Annotated in this window: 26 protein-coding genes; 12 read left to right on the top strand and 14 right to left on the bottom strand. The window is 58.4% G+C overall.

Annotated elements, in window-relative coordinates; all coding sequences use genetic code 11:
* The first annotated feature begins 103 nt into the window (after positions 1–103).
* The 9 genes from KBZ22_RS04595 to KBZ22_RS04555 all read left to right on the top strand — a co-directional run bounded on the left by KBZ22_RS04595 (position 104) and on the right by KBZ22_RS04555 (position 6,800).
* Positions 104–1,222, top strand: a complete 1,119-nt coding sequence (locus KBZ22_RS04595) for an inverse autotransporter beta domain-containing protein (protein WP_255021211.1) — start codon at positions 104–106, stop codon at positions 1,220–1,222.
* An 18-nt stretch (positions 1,223–1,240) separates the two neighbouring features.
* On the top strand, positions 1,241–1,378 hold the full coding sequence (locus KBZ22_RS04590; protein ID WP_255021210.1) for a hypothetical protein: 138 nt from the start codon (positions 1,241–1,243) through the stop codon (positions 1,376–1,378).
* 95 nt (positions 1,379–1,473) lie between these two features.
* A complete protein-coding gene (locus KBZ22_RS04585) occupies positions 1,474–3,627 on the top strand; it encodes a methyltransferase domain-containing protein (protein WP_255021209.1) in 2,154 nt (717 codons plus the stop codon).
* 266 nt (positions 3,628–3,893) lie between these two features.
* Positions 3,894–4,112, top strand: a complete 219-nt coding sequence (locus KBZ22_RS04580; protein ID WP_255021208.1) for a hypothetical protein — start codon at positions 3,894–3,896, stop codon at positions 4,110–4,112.
* Between the two features lie 26 nt (positions 4,113–4,138).
* Positions 4,139–4,333, top strand: coding sequence for a sigma factor-like helix-turn-helix DNA-binding protein (locus KBZ22_RS04575; RefSeq protein ID WP_255021207.1), 195 nt, complete (start codon positions 4,139–4,141; stop codon positions 4,331–4,333).
* Positions 4,333–4,659 (top strand): hypothetical protein, encoded by a 327-nt coding sequence (locus KBZ22_RS04570; RefSeq protein ID WP_255021206.1) that lies wholly within the window; start codon positions 4,333–4,335, stop codon positions 4,657–4,659. The genes KBZ22_RS04575 and KBZ22_RS04570 overlap by 1 nt, the downstream gene beginning before the upstream one ends.
* A 67-nt stretch (positions 4,660–4,726) precedes the next feature.
* Positions 4,727–5,125, top strand: a complete 399-nt coding sequence (locus KBZ22_RS04565) for a LexA family transcriptional regulator (protein ID WP_255021205.1) — start codon at positions 4,727–4,729, stop codon at positions 5,123–5,125.
* Between the two features lie 157 nt (positions 5,126–5,282).
* Positions 5,283–5,606: a hypothetical protein gene (locus KBZ22_RS04560; RefSeq protein ID WP_255021204.1), complete on the top strand. Its 324-nt coding sequence runs from the start codon at positions 5,283–5,285 to the stop codon at positions 5,604–5,606.
* A 258-nt stretch (positions 5,607–5,864) separates the two neighbouring features.
* Complete coding sequence (locus KBZ22_RS04555) at positions 5,865–6,800, top strand: ArdC family protein (RefSeq protein ID WP_255021203.1); 936 nt, start codon at positions 5,865–5,867, stop codon at positions 6,798–6,800.
* Positions 6,801–6,950: 150 nt separating this feature from the next.
* Here KBZ22_RS04555 and KBZ22_RS04550 read toward each other — a convergent pair whose 3' ends face one another.
* Positions 6,951–7,565 (bottom strand): hypothetical protein, encoded by a 615-nt coding sequence (locus KBZ22_RS04550; RefSeq protein ID WP_255021202.1) that lies wholly within the window; start codon positions 7,563–7,565, stop codon positions 6,951–6,953.
* A gap of 311 nt (positions 7,566–7,876) precedes the next feature.
* Between KBZ22_RS04550 and KBZ22_RS04545 the strand changes: the two genes are divergently transcribed.
* Positions 7,877–8,095, top strand: a complete 219-nt coding sequence (locus KBZ22_RS04545) for a hypothetical protein (protein WP_255021201.1) — start codon at positions 7,877–7,879, stop codon at positions 8,093–8,095.
* Between the two features lie 782 nt (positions 8,096–8,877).
* Here the strand turns inward: KBZ22_RS04545 and KBZ22_RS04540 are convergent.
* Positions 8,878–9,114 (bottom strand): chlorophyll a/b-binding protein, encoded by a 237-nt coding sequence (locus KBZ22_RS04540; protein ID WP_255021200.1) that lies wholly within the window; start codon positions 9,112–9,114, stop codon positions 8,878–8,880.
* A gap of 250 nt (positions 9,115–9,364) precedes the next feature.
* On the bottom strand, positions 9,365–9,508 hold the full coding sequence (locus KBZ22_RS04535; protein WP_094560385.1) for a chlorophyll a/b-binding protein: 144 nt from the start codon (positions 9,506–9,508) through the stop codon (positions 9,365–9,367).
* A 265-nt stretch (positions 9,509–9,773) separates the two neighbouring features.
* On the opposite strand from KBZ22_RS04535, the gene KBZ22_RS04530 reads away from it, so the two are divergent.
* Complete coding sequence (locus KBZ22_RS04530) at positions 9,774–9,944, top strand: hypothetical protein (RefSeq protein WP_255021199.1); 171 nt, start codon at positions 9,774–9,776, stop codon at positions 9,942–9,944.
* A gap of 302 nt (positions 9,945–10,246) precedes the next feature.
* Here the strand turns inward: KBZ22_RS04530 and KBZ22_RS04525 are convergent, their stop codons facing one another.
* The 4 genes from KBZ22_RS04525 to KBZ22_RS04510 all read right to left on the bottom strand — a co-directional run bounded on the left by KBZ22_RS04525 (position 10,247) and on the right by KBZ22_RS04510 (position 12,113).
* Positions 10,247–10,507 (bottom strand): hypothetical protein, encoded by a 261-nt coding sequence (locus KBZ22_RS04525; RefSeq protein ID WP_254936676.1) that lies wholly within the window; start codon positions 10,505–10,507, stop codon positions 10,247–10,249.
* 128 nt (positions 10,508–10,635) lie between these two features.
* The gene (locus KBZ22_RS04520) at positions 10,636–10,848 is read right to left on the bottom strand and encodes a Nif11-like leader peptide family natural product precursor (protein ID WP_255021198.1); all 213 of its coding nucleotides are present in this window, start codon (positions 10,846–10,848) and stop codon (positions 10,636–10,638) included.
* A gap of 149 nt (positions 10,849–10,997) precedes the next feature.
* Positions 10,998–11,546 carry a hypothetical protein gene (locus tag KBZ22_RS04515; RefSeq protein WP_255021197.1) on the bottom strand — a complete coding sequence of 183 codons (549 nt, stop codon included), beginning with the start codon at positions 11,544–11,546 and terminating at the stop codon, positions 10,998–11,000.
* Between the two features lie 3 nt (positions 11,547–11,549).
* Positions 11,550–12,113, bottom strand: coding sequence for a hypothetical protein (locus tag KBZ22_RS04510; RefSeq protein WP_255021196.1), 564 nt, complete (start codon positions 12,111–12,113; stop codon positions 11,550–11,552).
* A 252-nt stretch (positions 12,114–12,365) separates the two neighbouring features.
* Here KBZ22_RS04510 and KBZ22_RS04505 point away from each other — a divergent pair, with 252 nt between their 5' ends.
* Positions 12,366–13,055, top strand: coding sequence for a hypothetical protein (locus KBZ22_RS04505; protein WP_255021195.1), 690 nt, complete (start codon positions 12,366–12,368; stop codon positions 13,053–13,055).
* A 294-nt stretch (positions 13,056–13,349) separates the two neighbouring features.
* Here KBZ22_RS04505 and KBZ22_RS04500 read toward each other — a convergent pair whose 3' ends face one another.
* The 7 genes from KBZ22_RS04500 to KBZ22_RS04470 all read right to left on the bottom strand — a co-directional run bounded on the left by KBZ22_RS04500 (position 13,350) and on the right by KBZ22_RS04470 (position 16,800).
* Positions 13,350–13,991 carry a hypothetical protein gene (locus tag KBZ22_RS04500; RefSeq protein WP_255021194.1) on the bottom strand — a complete coding sequence of 214 codons (642 nt, stop codon included), beginning with the start codon at positions 13,989–13,991 and terminating at the stop codon, positions 13,350–13,352.
* Positions 13,952–14,401 (bottom strand): hypothetical protein, encoded by a 450-nt coding sequence (locus KBZ22_RS04495; protein WP_255021193.1) that lies wholly within the window; start codon positions 14,399–14,401, stop codon positions 13,952–13,954. Before KBZ22_RS04495 ends, KBZ22_RS04500 begins: the two co-directional genes overlap by 40 nt.
* 21 nt (positions 14,402–14,422) lie before the next feature.
* The gene (locus tag KBZ22_RS04490; protein WP_255021192.1) at positions 14,423–14,770 is read right to left on the bottom strand and encodes a hypothetical protein; all 348 of its coding nucleotides are present in this window, start codon (positions 14,768–14,770) and stop codon (positions 14,423–14,425) included.
* A gap of 244 nt (positions 14,771–15,014) precedes the next feature.
* Positions 15,015–15,818, bottom strand: a complete 804-nt coding sequence (locus tag KBZ22_RS04485) for a hypothetical protein (RefSeq protein ID WP_255021191.1) — start codon at positions 15,816–15,818, stop codon at positions 15,015–15,017.
* Between the two features lie 41 nt (positions 15,819–15,859).
* Positions 15,860–16,225 carry a DUF86 domain-containing protein gene (locus KBZ22_RS04480; RefSeq protein ID WP_255021190.1) on the bottom strand — a complete coding sequence of 122 codons (366 nt, stop codon included), beginning with the start codon at positions 16,223–16,225 and terminating at the stop codon, positions 15,860–15,862.
* Positions 16,209–16,505, bottom strand: coding sequence for a nucleotidyltransferase family protein (locus KBZ22_RS04475; RefSeq protein WP_255020198.1), 297 nt, complete (start codon positions 16,503–16,505; stop codon positions 16,209–16,211). The genes KBZ22_RS04480 and KBZ22_RS04475 overlap by 17 nt, the downstream gene beginning before the upstream one ends.
* A 148-nt stretch (positions 16,506–16,653) precedes the next feature.
* Positions 16,654–16,800: a hypothetical protein gene (locus tag KBZ22_RS04470; protein WP_255021189.1), complete on the bottom strand. Its 147-nt coding sequence runs from the start codon at positions 16,798–16,800 to the stop codon at positions 16,654–16,656.
* Between the last annotated feature and the right edge of the window lie 413 nt (positions 16,801–17,213).

Here is a 17,213-nt window from a genome sequence, read left to right as displayed (position 1 = left end):
ACATTGATGCCATCCTGCTACCAACCTTAGAACCGGCCACCCAAACCAGACGCAGCAGCACTTTTGAAACACATTTCAGCAATTATCGACAAATTGAGCCGTAGTGCAGCATTCCATCCGCCTCAACCTCTCTCTGGCAGGCACGGTTGCTCTGGCACTGGCATCGACGCCCTTTGGCATCACCCCTGCAGGCGCGGAAGAAGCCAAAGTCGCTCAAGGCACTGCTGCAGACCTGGGCGTGATGGAGTTGTCCCTTAAGGATGCCGTGCAGTTCAACTGGGGCTTCCAGGGTCAAACACAGGGTGCAGGAACCCCGAACGAAATGGGTATCGGTGGCTTCCTGCCGCTCTCCGTGGGCACCAACAGCGTCTTTTTCCTGGATGCCCTGGCTAATGTCAATCTGCCAGACATCGGCAACTTCTCCAGTATCATCAATACCGAGGTGGCGGGCACCACTATTTCAACATCCACGCGACTTGGCTATCGCTGGTTGAACAGTGATCGCAGCTGGATGTTTGGCGTGAACGCCGGGTATGACACACGGCCCATGTCCACGGGGCAGGCTGATACGGGCGTCATGGTGACAGGCTCGCGCACGGTGTTTTTCCAGCAGGCAGCAGTTGGCTTGGAAGCCATCGGCGACCACTGGCAGCTCAACGCTTATGCCTTACTGCCGACGGGCGCGAGAACCTACAATCTTAATAACACCTACCACGGCGGTGCACTTAATACCTACGGCCTGGATATTGGGGCCTTCATTACTCCCGATTTAAAGGCCACGTTGGGTTACTACTACCAGAACGGAGACCTCGCTACCGCCAATGGATCGGGTGTTGTTGGGCGAGTGGACTACACGATTAGCGATGGCCTTAGCGCAGGAGCCAATCTCTCCTACGACCAGGCTTTTGATACCCGTGTCTCGGTCAATCTCACATATCGCTTCGGTAGCCGCCCCGTCAAACGCTCAACGCCATCCACCAACATTCTGAATACACCAGCGATCAAGGCTCTATCGATCGGCCCTTCCAACCGTGATGTAAGGGTGCATGACGGCGCTGGTGGTAATGGTGGAAATGGTGGGGCCGGAGGTGTGGGCGGCAGTGGCGGCAATGGCGGCGCTGGAAGCACCGCAGGCAATGGCGGCAATGGTGGGGTCGGAGGTGCGGGCGGCAAGGGTGGGGTAGGCAGTGGCGGCAATGGCGGCAACGCTGGGCTCTTGTAAGCCAGCTCAGGTCCCGCCATGGGCGATACTTCGGCGACCGATTCTCTAGCTCGTCAGACCCCCACGCTGTTCATGCCCGATCGGGCTTACTCGTGTGACCTAGAGATCCTGATCACCTCCCTGAATCGCGACTTGATCGCCATGGGGCTGCGATGACTAGCTCAGCTCAGCCAGAGCGAGCTGCGATAAGCCGACGACTGCTTTGCCGCAGTGTGACCACGGGCCAGATCCGGTTACCAGCTGTACCGGCTTTGCTCGATGAGATTGAGGCCGTGTGTGTACAAACGTTTGCGCCTCTGGGTGTCAGCTTCACTGACGAGGAGCGCGGTCAGCTTCGCAATGTTCTGGCCGACCAGCTTCTCGAGGCCTACGAAACGTCCCCCCGCGCCGAGATCGTCATTGGCTACGAGGTCCCAGTGGGCCTCAGCGTGACCTACAACGTGACGCATCAGGCACCACGCCTTGAAGATGTTTATGACGAGTGGGTGTCTACTCGCCAACCTCCTTACTTCGGTACGGAGCCCGATGCTCGTGTCATGGCCCTCGCTGTTGCAGGTTGCCCTGTACTCGACATTGGTGCAGGCACCGGACGTAATGCTCTTGCACTTGCCCGTCGCGGTCATCCGGTGGATGCGGTGGAGCTGAGTAGCCGGTTTGCCGCGATTATTCGGGACGCGAGCGAGCAGGAATCACTGCCATTGCGTGTTCTCGAGGGGGATGTCTTTTCCACCAGCATTGCACTGCGGGATGACTACGGACTCGTGGTGCTCTCGGAGGTTGTTTCGGACTTCCGCGGCCCAGCTCAGCTCCGCCAGATGTTCGAATTGGCAGCCGCGTGCCTGGCTCCAGGTGGAGAGCTGGTATTCAACGTGTTTGTACCCATCCGCGGCTACACCCCCGATGCAGCCGCCCGCGAGCTGGGACTGCAGGTGTATTCAGCCATTTTTACGACTTCCGAGTTGGCGGAGGGTGTGAAGGATCTGCCTCTTAGCCTGGTTGCGGATGATTCTGTTTATGACTACGAACAGCGCCTTCTCCCAGAGGGCGCCTGGCCTCCCACCAGCTGGTACGCCAACTGGGTGAGCGGGTTGGATGTGTTCGATCTGCCACGCCAAGATTCCCCGATTGAAATGCGCTGGCTGGTGTATCGCAAGATGCCCGACTCAGAACCAGAACAAACACAAACCATGGCCGAGACTCCAACGACTGATGTTGTGGCTCGTCAGTACGAGCAGTGGAGTTATCCGGCGCCGATCGCGGATCTCGATGACTGGCTGAAAAACCAATGGCAATGGTTCGACCCCAGCCATGCCCATACCCTCTTCTGGCCTGACCGGCCTTACACCGATGGCATGCGGATCCTGGTGGCCGGATGCGGAACCAGTCAGGCCGCCGCGATGGCCCACACCAACCCCACGGCCCAGGTGGTTGGCATCGATGTGAGCGAGGCGTCACTTGCTCACCACCAGACCCTGATCGAACGCCATGCGCTCCGCAATCTCCAGTTGCACCGGCTTGCCATCGAAGAGGTGGATCAATTGGCCAGCAGCTTTGATCTGATTGTCTGCACAGGTGTTCTTCACCACCTGTCCGATCCGCTCGCAGGCCTGAAGGCTCTTGCGAGCTGCCTGTACCGCGATGGGGTGATTGCGGTCATGCTCTATGCCAAATATGGGCGCATTGGCGTCGAGTTGCTGCAATCGGTGCTGCGCGATCTGAACCTCGACCAATCAGCACAATCGGTTGAGCTGACTAAGCAGGCCGTGGCGGGATTGGAATCGGATCATCCACTGGCCGCTTATCTGTCGATCGCACCAGATCTAGACTATGACGCCGGCATTGTCGATACATTTCTGCATGGCCGTGAGCGCAGCTATTCGATTCCGGACTGCCTAGAGCTGGTGGAAGCAGCCGGTCTGGCTTTTCACGATCTGGCTCATAAAGCGCCCTATTGCCCAGCCGCTTTCTGCAGCAATCCCTTTTATGAGCATCTGGCGTCACTGCCGACACCGCAGCGCTGGTCGCTGATGGAGCGCCTGAACACCACCAACGGCTGCCATTGGTTCACAGCCTGCCGGCGTGACCGTCCGCCAGAGAGCTACCGGATCGATTTGAATGATGCCAACGCTGGAGCGTACCGGCCGTCCTTCCGGTATCGCTGCGGCCTTCAGGGAAACAGCCTGAAGCGCCCCAACGGGTTGTCGGAACTCGTGCCGGCCCATCTTTTCGTGCTGCGGCTGATAGACGGCCGGCGCACGATCGAACAGATCATCCGTGAATGCGCCTCGGTGCTTGGGGCCCTGCAAGGCATCCCCGCAGAGCGCCATCAGTTCGTTTTGCAACTTCTAGAGCACCTGCGGGAGCTCGATGTTCTCCAGTTTGAGTTGCCAAACAACATTCACTGATGTCCGGCTTAGAGCCCAAATTGTCTACATCCTGATTACAGTAAAGCAAGGCACAGCCAAACAGTGCCGAATCATCGTTACCCTTGCTGCGATCTGTGTCCAAACTGGCGAAATGGCATGCATCAAGATGCCTGACACCCTTTCATGCCTCCAGCGTCTAGGGGTTTGTCGCGGATCAATTCTTCACCCGGCCGACACAATAAATGTTATTGAGGTGAGATCGTGTGGCTCGATGTTCCACTTTCGGTTCATGCAGTTGGTGGCTGGTGATTCAGCCCTGCCTGCTGCTGCGTCAAGAGCCGCATGAGCAGGGTCAGTGCCCACTAGGTCACATCAGCCTTGATGGCCACGCCGCTGGCGAGCCATGCCTGCTCGATCAGCTGGCCAGCCCAGAGCAAGAAGCAGCCGGCCCCGCTAATGATCTGGCGCTGGAGCAGCTAGGGAAGGTCTGGATAACCCAGGGGCTCAGCCAGGTCGCTGGATGAGACTCATGCCAGCGACTTCATGGTGATTGGCCGCACGGTGGCTTTCCAGAGCTTCCCTAGTAGATCAGCTGCCTGCAGCTCAAGCCACAGCCCTACGGCTCACCATCCTTGAGGGCCTCTCACTGCGGGCTGCAGCAGAGCAGCTGCAAATCAGCGCCATGTCCGTGCAGCGGGCTCAGAAGAAGGCACTTGAGGCTCTGCGGCAGCAGCTGGTGGCCTAGTGCCCAGCCGCCTGGCGCGGAGCCAGGCGTACCTGATTCGTGCGCGCCCCTACCGATTGCTTTGCCGCACTAGCAACGAATCGCCAATGGCTTTCTACGGTGCAGCGATGGCCCCAGACCTCAAGCACCCCGCCACCGGCGATTTGATTGTGTTGGCAGGTGATGAGCAGATTTGGCGGATCGGCTGGCCAGGTGCGCCGGTCCTGGTCGTCACCAAGACTGGGCTAGATGGCAGCGCTATCTACCGGCTGGCTGATCCCAAATGCAAAACCTGGAACAAGGTGGGGGATATGAAGCTGGTTCCCTGGCCAGAAGCAGGCAGCTGAGCCAGTCCAACCCAAGCCGCCTCACCAGGAGTAGAACAGCCGTACTGGTGCTATTGCTGGTTTGATCTTGGCCGACCTGCCCATTGGAGAGCCTGTGCCCTTCTGCTTGGGTTCATTGGGTGAGGGCTTGGATCTCCATGCCGCCCTGATTCCTAACCCGGTCTGCACCTTCTACATGCGGGCCAGCGGCAATGGCATGCGCCAGCACGGCATAAATGATGGCGACCTGATGGTGATTGACCGCAGCGTTGAACCCTGCTCAGGCCATGTCGTCGTCGTTGCCCACCAGGGCAGCTTCTTGATGCGGCCGCTGTTGCGGCAGGGGGAGCAGTGGTTACTTGAACCGGTGCGGCCTGGAGAAGCAGCAATTCCTTTGGACCTAGAGGTATTTGATCGCTCAGAGCTATTTGGCGTGGTGGTGCATGCGGTGCATCACCTGAATAAGCCGCGTTTGCGAAAGATCTGATCGCTCCAGCCTTGACCTGACCTGCGCAGAAGGCTCGCACTAGCTGGGTCGGCTTCCGGTGGGGCTTACTTCGGGTCCTCTCCATTGTGATTCCTTCCTCCGTCAGTACGCCTCTGGGATCGGTCCCATCGCTGCGCCACACCTGGCGCCGAATCCCATGGCATCACAAGCTGCCCAGTCCAAGTTTTGTCGGCCAGAGGAAGATCCCTTCCTGCTGCTTGATCGCGCCTCGCGCTCCATCGAGCAGCTGCTGCGGCGTGATTTGCCGCTGCGCCGCACCTGGAGCGAGCAGCCCTATGGAGAAGAGGAAATCACCCTCTTAGAAGAAGAGGTGCTGCCTGCCATCGCTCAGTGCCTAGCCCGAATCGATGCCATCGATTCAGCCCTTAGCGCCGCTGGAGAAGAGCTCTATCGCCAAGAGGTATTGGCAGCAGCCCAGAAGCGCCGGGTTCTGCTCCCTGGGGAGGTGGCGCTTATCTGAGCTCCTGCAGGCCGCCATATCGGCGGCCTGCTTTATCTCTTTCCCCGCTAAGTGGACCTAGCGGTGCTGGTTTACAGAGCCCACCTATCGGTGGTGGTCTGCGGGGCGCACCTGGCGGTGCGACAGAGCTTGGAGGACAAGGGTTTGGTACGCGCAGGGAACTTCAGTGTGCGCAGGTGGCGCAAGGGCTACGCGAGCGGCTAACGCCGCCCTTGCCCTCACCGGCGCGATCACTTCAAGTCCTTTGCGCGCTTTCCAATGGCCGCATCACCAAAGTCACGTAGTAAGAGCTCAGATCCTTCGCCAGAAGAAGCGCTGGTTCGTGATCTCATCGAGCTCCTAGAAGCTGGCAGCACGCCATGGCGCAAGCCTTGGGATTGCCACACCGGTGGTGTTCACATCAATCTGCTCACAGGCCGTGCCTATCGCGGCAGTAATCCAATCCTTTTGGAGCTCGGCATGGCCATGCGTGGCGCTGAGCTGCCCTTCTGGTGCGGTTTTGCCGAGGCCAAAAAGTTGGGCATCTTCCCCCGCAAAGGCTCAAAGTCCGTCCGCATCCTGCGGCCCCAGCTGCACTCCAGCGAGAAGGAGGCGTCCAATGGCGAGAAGGTGCTCCACAGCTGGGCCAGCTACCGCCCCGTGCCGGTATTCAATGCCGGCGATCTCGAGGGTGATGCGCTGGCTGGCTTGATCGCCGCACGGATGCCAGCCCCCGAGGCCTGGCCAGCGATCGAGCCGATCGCCCGCGCCGAGCACGTTCTCTCTGCTTGGCCGGTGCCAGCCAGCTGGGGCGGTGAGCGGGCCTTTTATTCCACCAGCTCCGATCGCATTCAGCTGCCGCTGCGCGAAAGCTTCCACGGGGCGCCAGCGCTCTATGCCACCTGGGGCCACGAGGCCATTCATTCCACCGGCCACGCGTCACGGCTTAAGCGGGATCAATCCGGCGCCTTTGGCTCCAGCACCTATGCCCGAGAAGAGCTTGTGGCCGAGCTGGGCAGCGTTCTGCTGGGGCAGCGGCTGCAGATCGGCTGTGAGCTCACCAATCACGCCGCCTATCTCCACAGCTGGATATCAGTGCTGCGCCAATCCCCCAAGGTGTTGCTGCAGGTGATCAGCGCAGCTCGGCAGGCGGTGGATGCGATCTGCCCAGAGGCAGAAGTGCCAGATGCAGTCTTGGCTGAGTCGAGTGGCTAATAGCATCTGGCCATTATCCGGCAGCGCCATCTCGGTACTTGATATATATCAGGCTATGCATTCTATTCTAACAAATTATCCTGTAGGGCTTAATGCTTTGCTGCCCGAGCCGGCTCTTGCCGTCTGGTGTCTTTATGTGTTTAATAGTTATTACTTTATGGCTTGATCTATTGTCTTGCCGAGAAAGCTTAAGCCCTTTCCCACCCCCCTTATGGAAATTTTTGCTGCTCTTTTGGCAATAGATTTGACGAACTGGCTGCTTTCTTCTTGACGCTCAGCATTTTGCTTTTCTTGGTCGGCAGTCAACGCCTCCCATTGACTTTTTCTTTCCCTTAGTTCAAAGCTATTTTTGGCTAACCACGGGTGCCTTGTAAGCACTACGGCTTCGATATATTCTTGCTGAACGGTGACCAATGCCGCTCCACAGCCTGAGCAGAAACGGGCGTTTTCAGTGTAGTCGCGAATGCAGGCAGAGCAATGCATTCCGCGTTGCAGAGCTTGCAGCTCTGCAAATACTAAAGACATTCTCTTAAATTCTTTTTCAAGAACTTTCGCGGCTTGGGCCTTATTTTCTAGCTCCTTTAGAAACTTATCTTTTCTCACGAGTTCATGGGAGCCACACATACTGCAGTAAGCATTATTTCTCTCGGCTTCGGCATGGCAGTTTCTGCATACAACTAGCTTTTTATTCGCGTTCTGCTCTTCTGTCATACCCATAACAGCTCCTTCGCCTAGCAGAATTGCGGCATCAAAAATCCAACCCATCGGGACCCAGGGGCAGCATAGGAATAATTCTAATCCATATTGTCAGCAAAAACCTGCTTGCACGCTATACCTTGCTTTATTCAGCATGTGTGCACTCCTCGCCCCAGTACTGCTAATTGCAGGCCACAATTATGAGTAGTCATGCCCAACTAGCACCGTTGGCTTTGGGGCACTGCTGGTAATTCGTCGAGCACCCCTTGCAGGTTGCCCTCACTTGCTCGCAGACGGAAAGGGCTGCGCAAGTGGCTACGCCACCCTTGCCTGCTGATGCGCCGTGGGGCGTCACCTAGGGGTTCCTCGCCAAAATTTTCATGGCAGCTCCACAAGGCCCCGTCTGCAATATCCGCCTGCTGATCGTCCATCGCTATGCGCCCGGTATCAAAAAGAGCGGTGCTCAGCCCTGCACCGTTGAGCACTTCGGGAGGCGCGGTAAGCCGGTCAAGAAGATGCGGCTGATCCCTGCTGAGAAGGCATTTGCCTTTGCACGCAAGTTCCAGGGCCTCCCCGGCGTCACCGTCTCAGTCTGCTAATCCCACCAGGGGGCCATAGGCCCCCTTCTATTGGGGTGCTGGCTGGTGGCAGGACTAGCGGGTAGAGGAGCAAAAGAGAGCGGGAAACAGTCCAGAGCAGCGGGCTTTCTTGCTCCACCCGCTCCCGCCTGGTTGGGGTTCCGCGGCGTTTGTCCCCGCTGAAAAACCGTGCAAGCCGTGCAAACCGGGCACTTACCGGTGGGGCAATAGCGAGCCAGGGGATTCCACCGCTCCCGCCTGGTCGGGTTCCATTGAGCCTTCTGCCGGCTTGTCAGCTGGAAGTAGAGCAGCGGGCTGCCTGCTCAAGCCGCTCGCTCCCGCTCGGGCAATCCGCAAAGGCCCGTGCCCGCTGCCGCACCGCTAGGTGCGCTGAGCAGAAGCGCCCATTCAGCACCTCAGCTGGATGTAGGGGCCCATCGGCTCTGCAAAACCGCTCTCCAGTTTTCCCCGCTTCTCGGGGTGTCAGGTGCGCGTTCTTTGCATCACAGCGATGTTCCCGCTCTCCACCACCATGCAGTCCCTCATTGATGCTTGGGAAGAAGCTCAGTCTTCCAGTCAATGGCAGGAACCCCAGCCCGAGCCCGCCTATCCAGCAGCCTGGTGGCTAATCCAGCTGGAAGAAGAGCCCCAAGAGCTTGAGCCTCCCCTGCGCTGGTCCGTCTAGCCGGCCAGCCGGCGGCCTTGGAGGCCGCCGGTTAATCCATTGGCATCCAATAAAAAAACCCCAGGCAATACCTAGGGGTCAGAAAATAAATGGCCTGCAGAAGCTCAGAAACAGAAGCTCAGAAACAGAAGGGCAGGAACTGAGTACGGCAGGCGGCATAGCCATCAACCAAGGCGCCGAGGCCGATTTGATGGGCAATACCAAAGCCGGTGAGGCCTTCCATCACGATGCCGGTGACGATGCCAACCATGGCGGCGCGGCCGTTAAACAGTTCAACTTGCTTGAGCTGCTCCATGAGGGTCAGCTGTTCCGCGCTGTTATCAAGCGCTGGGCCGTTAGAAGGAGTGTTGGTCATGGCTTTTGGTGGCGGAACAGTTGCGTGGAAGCTGAAGAAGCAAGAGCTAGAGTCTCAATCAGCAAGATCCGGCTGGTTGAGAGCACCAACAATCCAGGCACCGAAAAGAACGATGGTGATTGCAGAAATCATCCAACCCTCTTAGCCAGGTCCGTAGGCCGGCTCAGCACGTAGATCGTCATTGCCGAGAGCACAACGGTGATCAGGGCTACGACCGAAATTGCAGTGGTGTAATCGGTTTCCATGACGTTCAACCCAGACCGATTTGGGAAAGGATGCCCTGGCCGGTGAGCAGCTCGGTGCCAAGACCGATCACAAAACCAAGCATTGCCAGACGGCCATTCCAGGTTTCGGCGAAAGCAACGAAACCAAAGCGAGAAGCGGACTCAGTCATGATTGTGACGAAGTGTTAAAGCCAATGTAACAGGTTGTGAACATGCGATGCAAGGGGCGCCCAGCTCTGGCCTGCTCGGCTACTAGCGACGCTTTCTGTCTGCTCCCACTGACAGGAGCAGCAGCCGCCAGCCGTCACCAGCAGGGTTGATGCATAGCGCTTTGCCGCAGTCCTTGGCGCCCGCTTGATCTCCATGACAACTGATCATTCAGACCGCAGGCATCTCGCGCTAGCAGCAGAGCTGGTTTGCGGTGAGCAGCAGTCCATGCAGCAGGACCTTGACTACCGGCTTTTGGAATCCAGCTACCGTCAATCAGCTGAATACGCAGCGATGGTTCAGCGCTACCCGCTGCTGCGTAGCTGGATCAGCGCTTGCGAGTCTTCTGAGCTGGTGGGCCATCCACCTTCGGTGGGCGATGAGCAACAGGCGGCATAAGTTCGCCGAGCCGCTACAGCACCAGCGCCCCCAAGGCTTGAGAACTGGAGTTGTGGGAGTTCTGCCGGTGATCAAGGCGAAAGGAGGACCGCCACCGGAGGTGCTGCCTCCGTCTCAGAAAGGGGGCTAGCCGTTACGACCGAGCTGAATCCTGAGGGGCAAGGGGATCTGGCAGGCCTTGGGTGATAGCCAGTGCTCGTTTGTAGATGGCACTTGAAGTTGCCCCTGCCGCCTCCATGGCGATCCGCATGTTCTGCCAGTACTGCAATGTTTTGGCTTGAGTCATCGGAGCTGTTGCGGTGTCAGGCACAAACGGCTGCTCTGCCGCGGCGCCGGCCGAGCGGTTCGATCCATTCGTTGAGCACAAGCTTGTGCTGGACAAGACGACTGGGCAGGCGGCACCCGAGGTTGATCTGCCCCTCGTCTACCAAGCGCCCCAACCGAAGCGCCAGGGCTTCCTCGTGGCGGGCAAAGGCACCTTGGTGGGAGGCAACCCAGGAGATTTCATGCTCTGTGATCACACCGCTAGAGATCGACTCCAGAAAGACTTCCCCGACTGTCATGAGAGCCATGTAACGACTTCGTTACATGCTGCCGCGCCCGGCCTCGCTGCGTGGCTCCCGCGAGCTCGGGGACTGGCTAAGGCAGTGGGCTGGCTAGGGCACGCCAGTCCTTGCAGAAGCGTTGGGGTTTAGTAATTGGAGGCTTTATCCCCTCCTTGCACTTCCGCTGCGTTGTGGTGCTCCAGCCAGGCATTTTGTAAGTCAGCTCTGGTGAGCCGGTAGCCCAGCTGGCGGGCGGTGCGTAGGAGCTCCTGGCGGCTATGGCACTGACGCAGGACCTGCTGGAGTGCCGGGCTGCTTTCTGCATCGGCCACCAACCGCTCCAGATCAGACCAGCTCATCCACTCAAAGCAGAGATGGGTTCAAGCTCGCGTCAACTGGAGCCTGCTGCCAGGTTCCCTGAGGCACATTGCAGCGCTTTGGGTCATTGGCGCAGCATTGCAATCGCAGGAGCGATCTGCTGAGAGCACAACAAGCCAGTAGCAAGGCCTCAGGTCGCAGCCTTGAGGGCCGCCACCTCTGCCTTGAGAGCCAGCAGCTCATCTAAAAGCGCGCTCACGAGGTTGTCGATATAGCCCTTGTTGGTCAGGTCACTGGCCGCAACCGGCGGGTTAGCCGCTGCAGGACAAGATCCAAAGGTCACCTGGCCGCTGCTGTTCTCAATTCGCCAGGCCGATCTAGCTGACGGCAACTGGCAGCGAAAGAAGGTCCCGTCGTAGTACAGGTAAACGTCACGGCCATTGAAGGTTGAAACACCGCCGCTATTGGCAAAGCGCAGCGGGCCGTTCATCACATCACCAGCCTTATTGACGTAGGTGGTTGCCATCGCAGCACTGAGCACGCCATCGGCGGTGATGCTCAACCCAGCACCCACCTTGATGCCGCCCAACACCTTGGCCGTCGCTGCAGGCAGGACGTAAAGGGAGGAGGGCACAAACACCTTGGCGTCAGTGCCCAACCTGGCGCTGTTGCCGGCATCAGCCGACACAGCGCTCGGGCCAGCCGGGCCCTGCAGGTTGGCAGCAAGCGACCAGGCCACCGCTCAGCTCAGGGTGTACACATTCCCGCTGTCCTTGTCTAGGTACAGGTCACCTGGAATAGAGCCAGGGATATCTTCTGCAGGAGCGCCGCTGCCGTTGAACCAGCCCGTACCGCGCGTGCCCTGCACGCCGGCTGGTCCTTCTACGCCTTGAGCGCCAGCAGGACCTACTTCTCCTTGAACACCAGCAACGCCTGCAGGGCCCTCAATTCCCTGTGGTCCCTGGATCGAGCCACCATTCACCCAGGTGCTGCTGGCCGCATCCCACACCCGAAAGGAGTCATCGGCCTGAACGATGTAGGCATCGCCCTGGGCTGCATCCGCTGGCAGCTCCGTTTCTGTTGCCACCTGGCCCCTAAAGGTGATGCCCAGACCCGCAGCACCCTGGATGCCCTGCTGGCCTTGAACACCATCAGGGCCAATCGGACCCTGGATACCAGCCTCACCCTGTGGTCCTTGGACGCCTTGGGCGCCATCAGCGCCAGCAAGGCCCTGCACTCCTTGGGCGCCCTGAATGCCTTGCTCACCCTGTGGACCCTTAAGAGAGCCGCCTGCTACCCAAGCCATGGTCATGCGGGCCAGCAGCCCGGTGTGTCAACAGCAGCTATTGCCGTATCGCACCGCTAGCCCGAGGCGGCTCAGACTATTCAACAATTCTATTTTGTTAGACAGCTGTCCCGTGTCAATCAGGTTGATGCGCCCCTCAACCAGATTGTCGTCGGACAGACAGCAAAATTACGCCAATTATTTTAAAATTTGTTCACAAGCATCTCAGGACCGCTTTTCATGGTAACTTGCGTAAGTTTCACGTACAAGATAATGCTCAAAAATAAATTTACCATTGGCGCAATCTGTGCAATGCTTACATTGCCAACAGGCAGTGCACTTGCTGGATCATACCAGGGATACTGCGGTGGAACGGATTGCACGATCACAGTAACTCCAAACGAAATAACTTCACCTTACGGAACAATACCAACAGGACGCGTAACTAATTGGGGTGGAGGAGGGAGTAGCGATGCGCGTGTTGGAGTAGGCATTGCTACAACAATAATATTCGGCCCGCTAGGTCTGTTAGGATTTCTTGCAAAGAAACACGATTATAACTTTCTCGTAAATGGTTTTGACAAAGAAGGCAAAAAAGTAATGATGAATATCCAATTCAAAAAAGAAAGGCCTGCAAAAGATTTCATGAGTGAAATGCAAATGGTAACCCAATTAGGGAGCGGCCAGGCAAGAACTTCAACGGAAATCATGGCAGCAGAAGCAAGTAGCAGCAGTGGCTTGTCAGCCAACACACTTCAAGAGTCATTTGAAAAAGAGAAGAACTCAATTAACACCGCACCTGGCCCCATGCAAAACGGAAGTACAGGCCTAAGCAAAGATAACAAGCAAGTTCCAGGTAATTGCTGGACCACTTATCTTCAAAAAAATCCTGCAATGGCGGAGTGGGCAAAAAAGAATCCATCACAAGCGGCCCAAAACAAGTCTAGATTTGACGACTGTTAAAAAAATACCGTTGGCTACTGCTCAGGGTTCCTGGATGCGTTAAGAGCGAGCACCGTGATGCGAGTGCTGATTTACTCAAGCGTCAGGAGAGCACTCTCTAGCACTTCAGTGGAATGTGCAGATTTAGTTCGCGGGTACATCGGTGTGGTGCGACTGCTTACAGTGTTCCCACAGGCATCCAGCAATCGCTGCTCCGATTCCGAACCGAAAGTGCCGTGCGTGCTTACAACGGTTACTGGACGCCACCTCGGTAGCCAACAGCAAGCCGCAACTGCGTTCAGCAAGCGGGCTGGATTAGAGCGACCCGTAGGGGATCTTGCGCATGGCGCGCACGGGTGAAATAAATATCTTTGGCATCCAAGAGAACAAGCCGCTATCGGTACTCAACACGTAGCAATCGCGCGTATCCCTCTCTGATGACGTCCAGTGAATAAGTGGTATAAATGCTTCCGCGCCGCCCCACTGAAATGCTGGGTTTAAGCACTGGGCTGGCACGTATGGGGGGAATAGGTAGTCACGCCTTGGCACTGCATATGGGTTGATCCCATCTCCATAGGCGGGATCAGCTACGTTCGCCGTAGCTGTTGGCTTGAGATGGAAGTAGGCAATCTCCAGCTCATAGTGCGCTGGCATGTACCAGTCGTCGTAGCCGTTGATATTTAGGGCCGCACACCACTGGGCAGCAGGGTGAACACCATTTTGGATCATCCACTCGGTGTTCGCCCAGCCGTCATGCCTGCTGCCGCAACCACCGCTTGGCCCATAGTCCCTATAGGTCGGGTTATAAGCCTGGGGGTAAACCTCAGGCATGCCGGTATTTGAGCCGCCGGTAGCACCCGCATCACGCGGCGCCACGATTAGGTAATGGGTGGGGTTGCCATCAGCCGTATGGCTAATCAAGCCAGCAAAGTAGCCGCCGCCGATCGGTGCGCCCACCTCTGGAATAACAGGAGCAAGCGGCTCAATACCAAGCGGCACCCAGGTCCCCTGATTTGCCATATAGGCATGGGGAACACCAGCAAGCACCTGGAAATCACTTGTAGCTGCAGGGCCTTGCGGGCCCGCTGCACCAGTAGGCCCCATGGCCCCTTGCGCTCCTGCTGGACCGGGATTGCCTGCAGGGCCTTGCGGTCCCTGGGGACCTTGAGCGCCTTGGCTGCCTTGCACGCCGGGCGCTCCTTGAGGGCCCTGAGGACCTTGAGGACCAAGGGGCCCTTGATCTCCTTGCGGGCCAGCAGGGCCCTCAGCACCAGGCTCGCCAACTGCTCCTGCCACGCCAGGTGGTCCAGCAGGACCGGTTGCTCCTGCCGCTCCTTGTGCACCAGCACCACCAGCCGGCCCGGCAAGGTTGAGCGCTTCTAGCCAGCTCATTGACCCTCGCCAAAAGATGCGTCGTCTTGGCTTATGGCTGAATCAAGGGAGCGGGCCTCAAGGTTTGGATCCAGCTCAGCCATGGCAGTAGCGGGCGCAGAAGCCACTGCCAAAACAGCAAGGTTTCCCCAGCGACCTTCTGCTGCTAAGTAGTACTGCGGCACACCTGCATCAACGCGGAACTCGGTATTACAGGCAGCGCCAGCTGGTCCTGCTTCTCCAGTAAGGCCAGGCTCGCCAGGGGGTCCAGCTACGCCAGTGGGCCCATCAAGGCCAGCAGGGCCAGGCTCTCCAGGGGGGCCATCTATGCCAGTAGGACCAACATCACCAGCTAGGCCGGCCACACCTGCAGGGCCACTTTCACCAGCCGGGCCCGCTGGTCCAGCAGGACCCTGCGGGCCTGCAGGGCCTATTTCACCTGCAGGCCCGCTTTCTCCAGCCGGGCCAGCAGCACCTGGTTCTCCGCTTACTCCAGCAGCACCTGCAGGACCGGTTGGACCAACAAGGTTCAAGCTCTGGTTCCAGGGCATCAATCAGCTGCAACGTTGCCGCGCGCACCGCTTGGTGCGACCTACTCGCTATTGCCGATCAACCCTCCAGCACATAAAAGTTGCCGCTGAGGTTGTCCAGGTAGTAGTCACCTGGATTAGCACCACTGATCGTCAGCGGCGGTGGTCCGGCGCCGTTAAACCACTGAGTGCCGCCGTTACTGCCAGGCGGCATGGCCCAGCTGCCATCAGCACAGAGGAATAAGGAGCTAGAGCCATCGCTGGGGGGCACACCACCAGCACTGCTGCCGCCACTCCATGGCGTCAGGCTCCACTGCTGGGAGCTGCTGCCGTCGTAAGCACCGCCCGCAATGCCAGCACCAGGGATCAAGGGCATCACAGAGCCAGGCGCTGGGTTGGGACTAGGACCTGGTGCAGGTGCTGGTGGTTCCGGTGACCAGATCGGACAGCCCGCCAAGCTCACCAGCAGCGTTGCCGTAACACCGCTGCCGGTGAGCTCTGTTGTGATCGTGTAGTTCCTACGGCTGGTGTAGCCGTGTCGCAGCCGGCCATTGCCATCGCCGCCTACGGGCCAGGGCAGGGTTTCGCTCACCCCATCGCCCCAGTCCACCGTCACCGCATTGGGAGGCGTGGTGCGCGGATTAAGCAGCAGCTCGATCGGGATTAGGCCGCCCGACTCCGGGCCAGCTGGCTGCCAGCTCAGCTCCAATTCCGCAGCTGGGATCGGCGCACGTCCAAACCCCAGCTGCTTCCAGCGCTGCACTTCATTGGGCGGCACCCACACCGCCTCACCAGGGCAGCCAGCAGGTGACAGCAGGCGGATCAGCTGGGCGCTGAAGCCGCCACTGCTGATCGCAACGCTGGTGCGCATGGCAATGGTCATTAGATGGCAGGGAGCAGAGGGAGGCGCCCCCAGATCAACAGCTATTGCCGATGCGCGCGCAGCTGGACGCATTGCTCGAGCAACGAAGGCAGCTCTACCTGCACCACATCCCAGACGATCTCCAGATCAATTCCGAGGTAGCCATGGATCAGCTGATTGCGCATGGCCACGATCTGCCTCCATGCGATTGACGGGTAGGCGTCACGTACGTCCTGCGGAATACGTGTCGCCGCTTCTCCTATTAATTCGATATTGCGCAATACGGCATCTTGAACAAGGCGATTGGCATCGAAATCGTCTTGGCTGAGCTCTGCGCAATAGCTGATTGCACGGCGAGCGAACTCTTCCATGTCATTGAGATAGAGCTGCCAGTCCCGCTGGCTTCGCCGCTCAGATGGTGATGGCATCGGCTTCCACCATCGGTCGCAGCTCTTGGCGTAGGGCCTTTTCGCTCACCAGGTCAACTGGGCTGCCGAGCAAGTCCTCCAGAAAAAATTGCAAGCCAAAGAAGTGCCTGGCGCTGGCAGGGTTTTCAAACTCCACCAGCACATCCACATCGCTCTCAGGCTGAGCTGAGCCCCGTGCCCAAGATCCAAATAAACGCAGGCGGCGCACACCAAAACGCTCCTGCATCTGGGGGCTGTGCTCGCGGATGCGTTTAATCAACTCTTGCGTGCTGGCGGTCATGGCAAAAGCCAGGCAGCAGAACCATCACTTAACTGTAAGCAGCCAGCCTGCACAACAGTTGATGGCTGAAGGCAGTTGAGCGCGACCGTCTGATGAAAAACCCAGCGCGCGCCAAGCGGCGCTGATTCGCATGGCGCCCCTAAGGGCACTAAGGGTGTGACGGGCCATCCAGCAACTCAACCGGTAGCTGCGCCAGTGCCGTGGCCTGCTCCACCAGCTCCGCCTTGGTTTGGCTGCCATCAAGCTCTACGCCATAGACGCTTGAGCAGTGCTCAAGGATCTGCGCCTTGGTCATGGCCTGAAAATCAGGCGCTGCTACTGGCGCAGGGGCTGCATCTGGCTTGGGCTCTGCTGCTGGTTCTGGCTCTGGTTCGGGCTCTGGTTCCCATTGCGCTTCTGGCACTTCTGCTGGTTCAACAGCAGGCAATGGCTGAGCTACTTGTTCTGGCTCTGGCGCGAGCGGAGCGATCAAATCGATCGCACCGGTAGGTGCGTCTGGCAGATCAGCACCGGGAGTAGGTGCGACAGGTAGCTCTGATCCAGCCTCTTGCAGCTGCCAGCCCAGGCTTTGCCAGCCGCCTCCCCCAGTTTCAGGAAAGTTGTCACCCCCTAATCAGTACACCCGGGGGCTTGAGGACATGACCAATGCGTCGTTACAGCGAGGCCGTCAAAGCTGATGTGAGAAGGCGGATGAGCCCACCGCACAGG

Origin of the sequence: Cyanobium sp. L1E-Cus (genome assembly GCF_024345755.1) — a bacterium.
GTDB lineage: Bacteria > Cyanobacteriota > Cyanobacteriia > PCC-6307 > Cyanobiaceae > Cyanobium_A > Cyanobium_A usitatum.
Note: the sequence above shows the minus strand (reverse complement) of the source record. Positions and strands in the feature narration are given on the sequence as shown.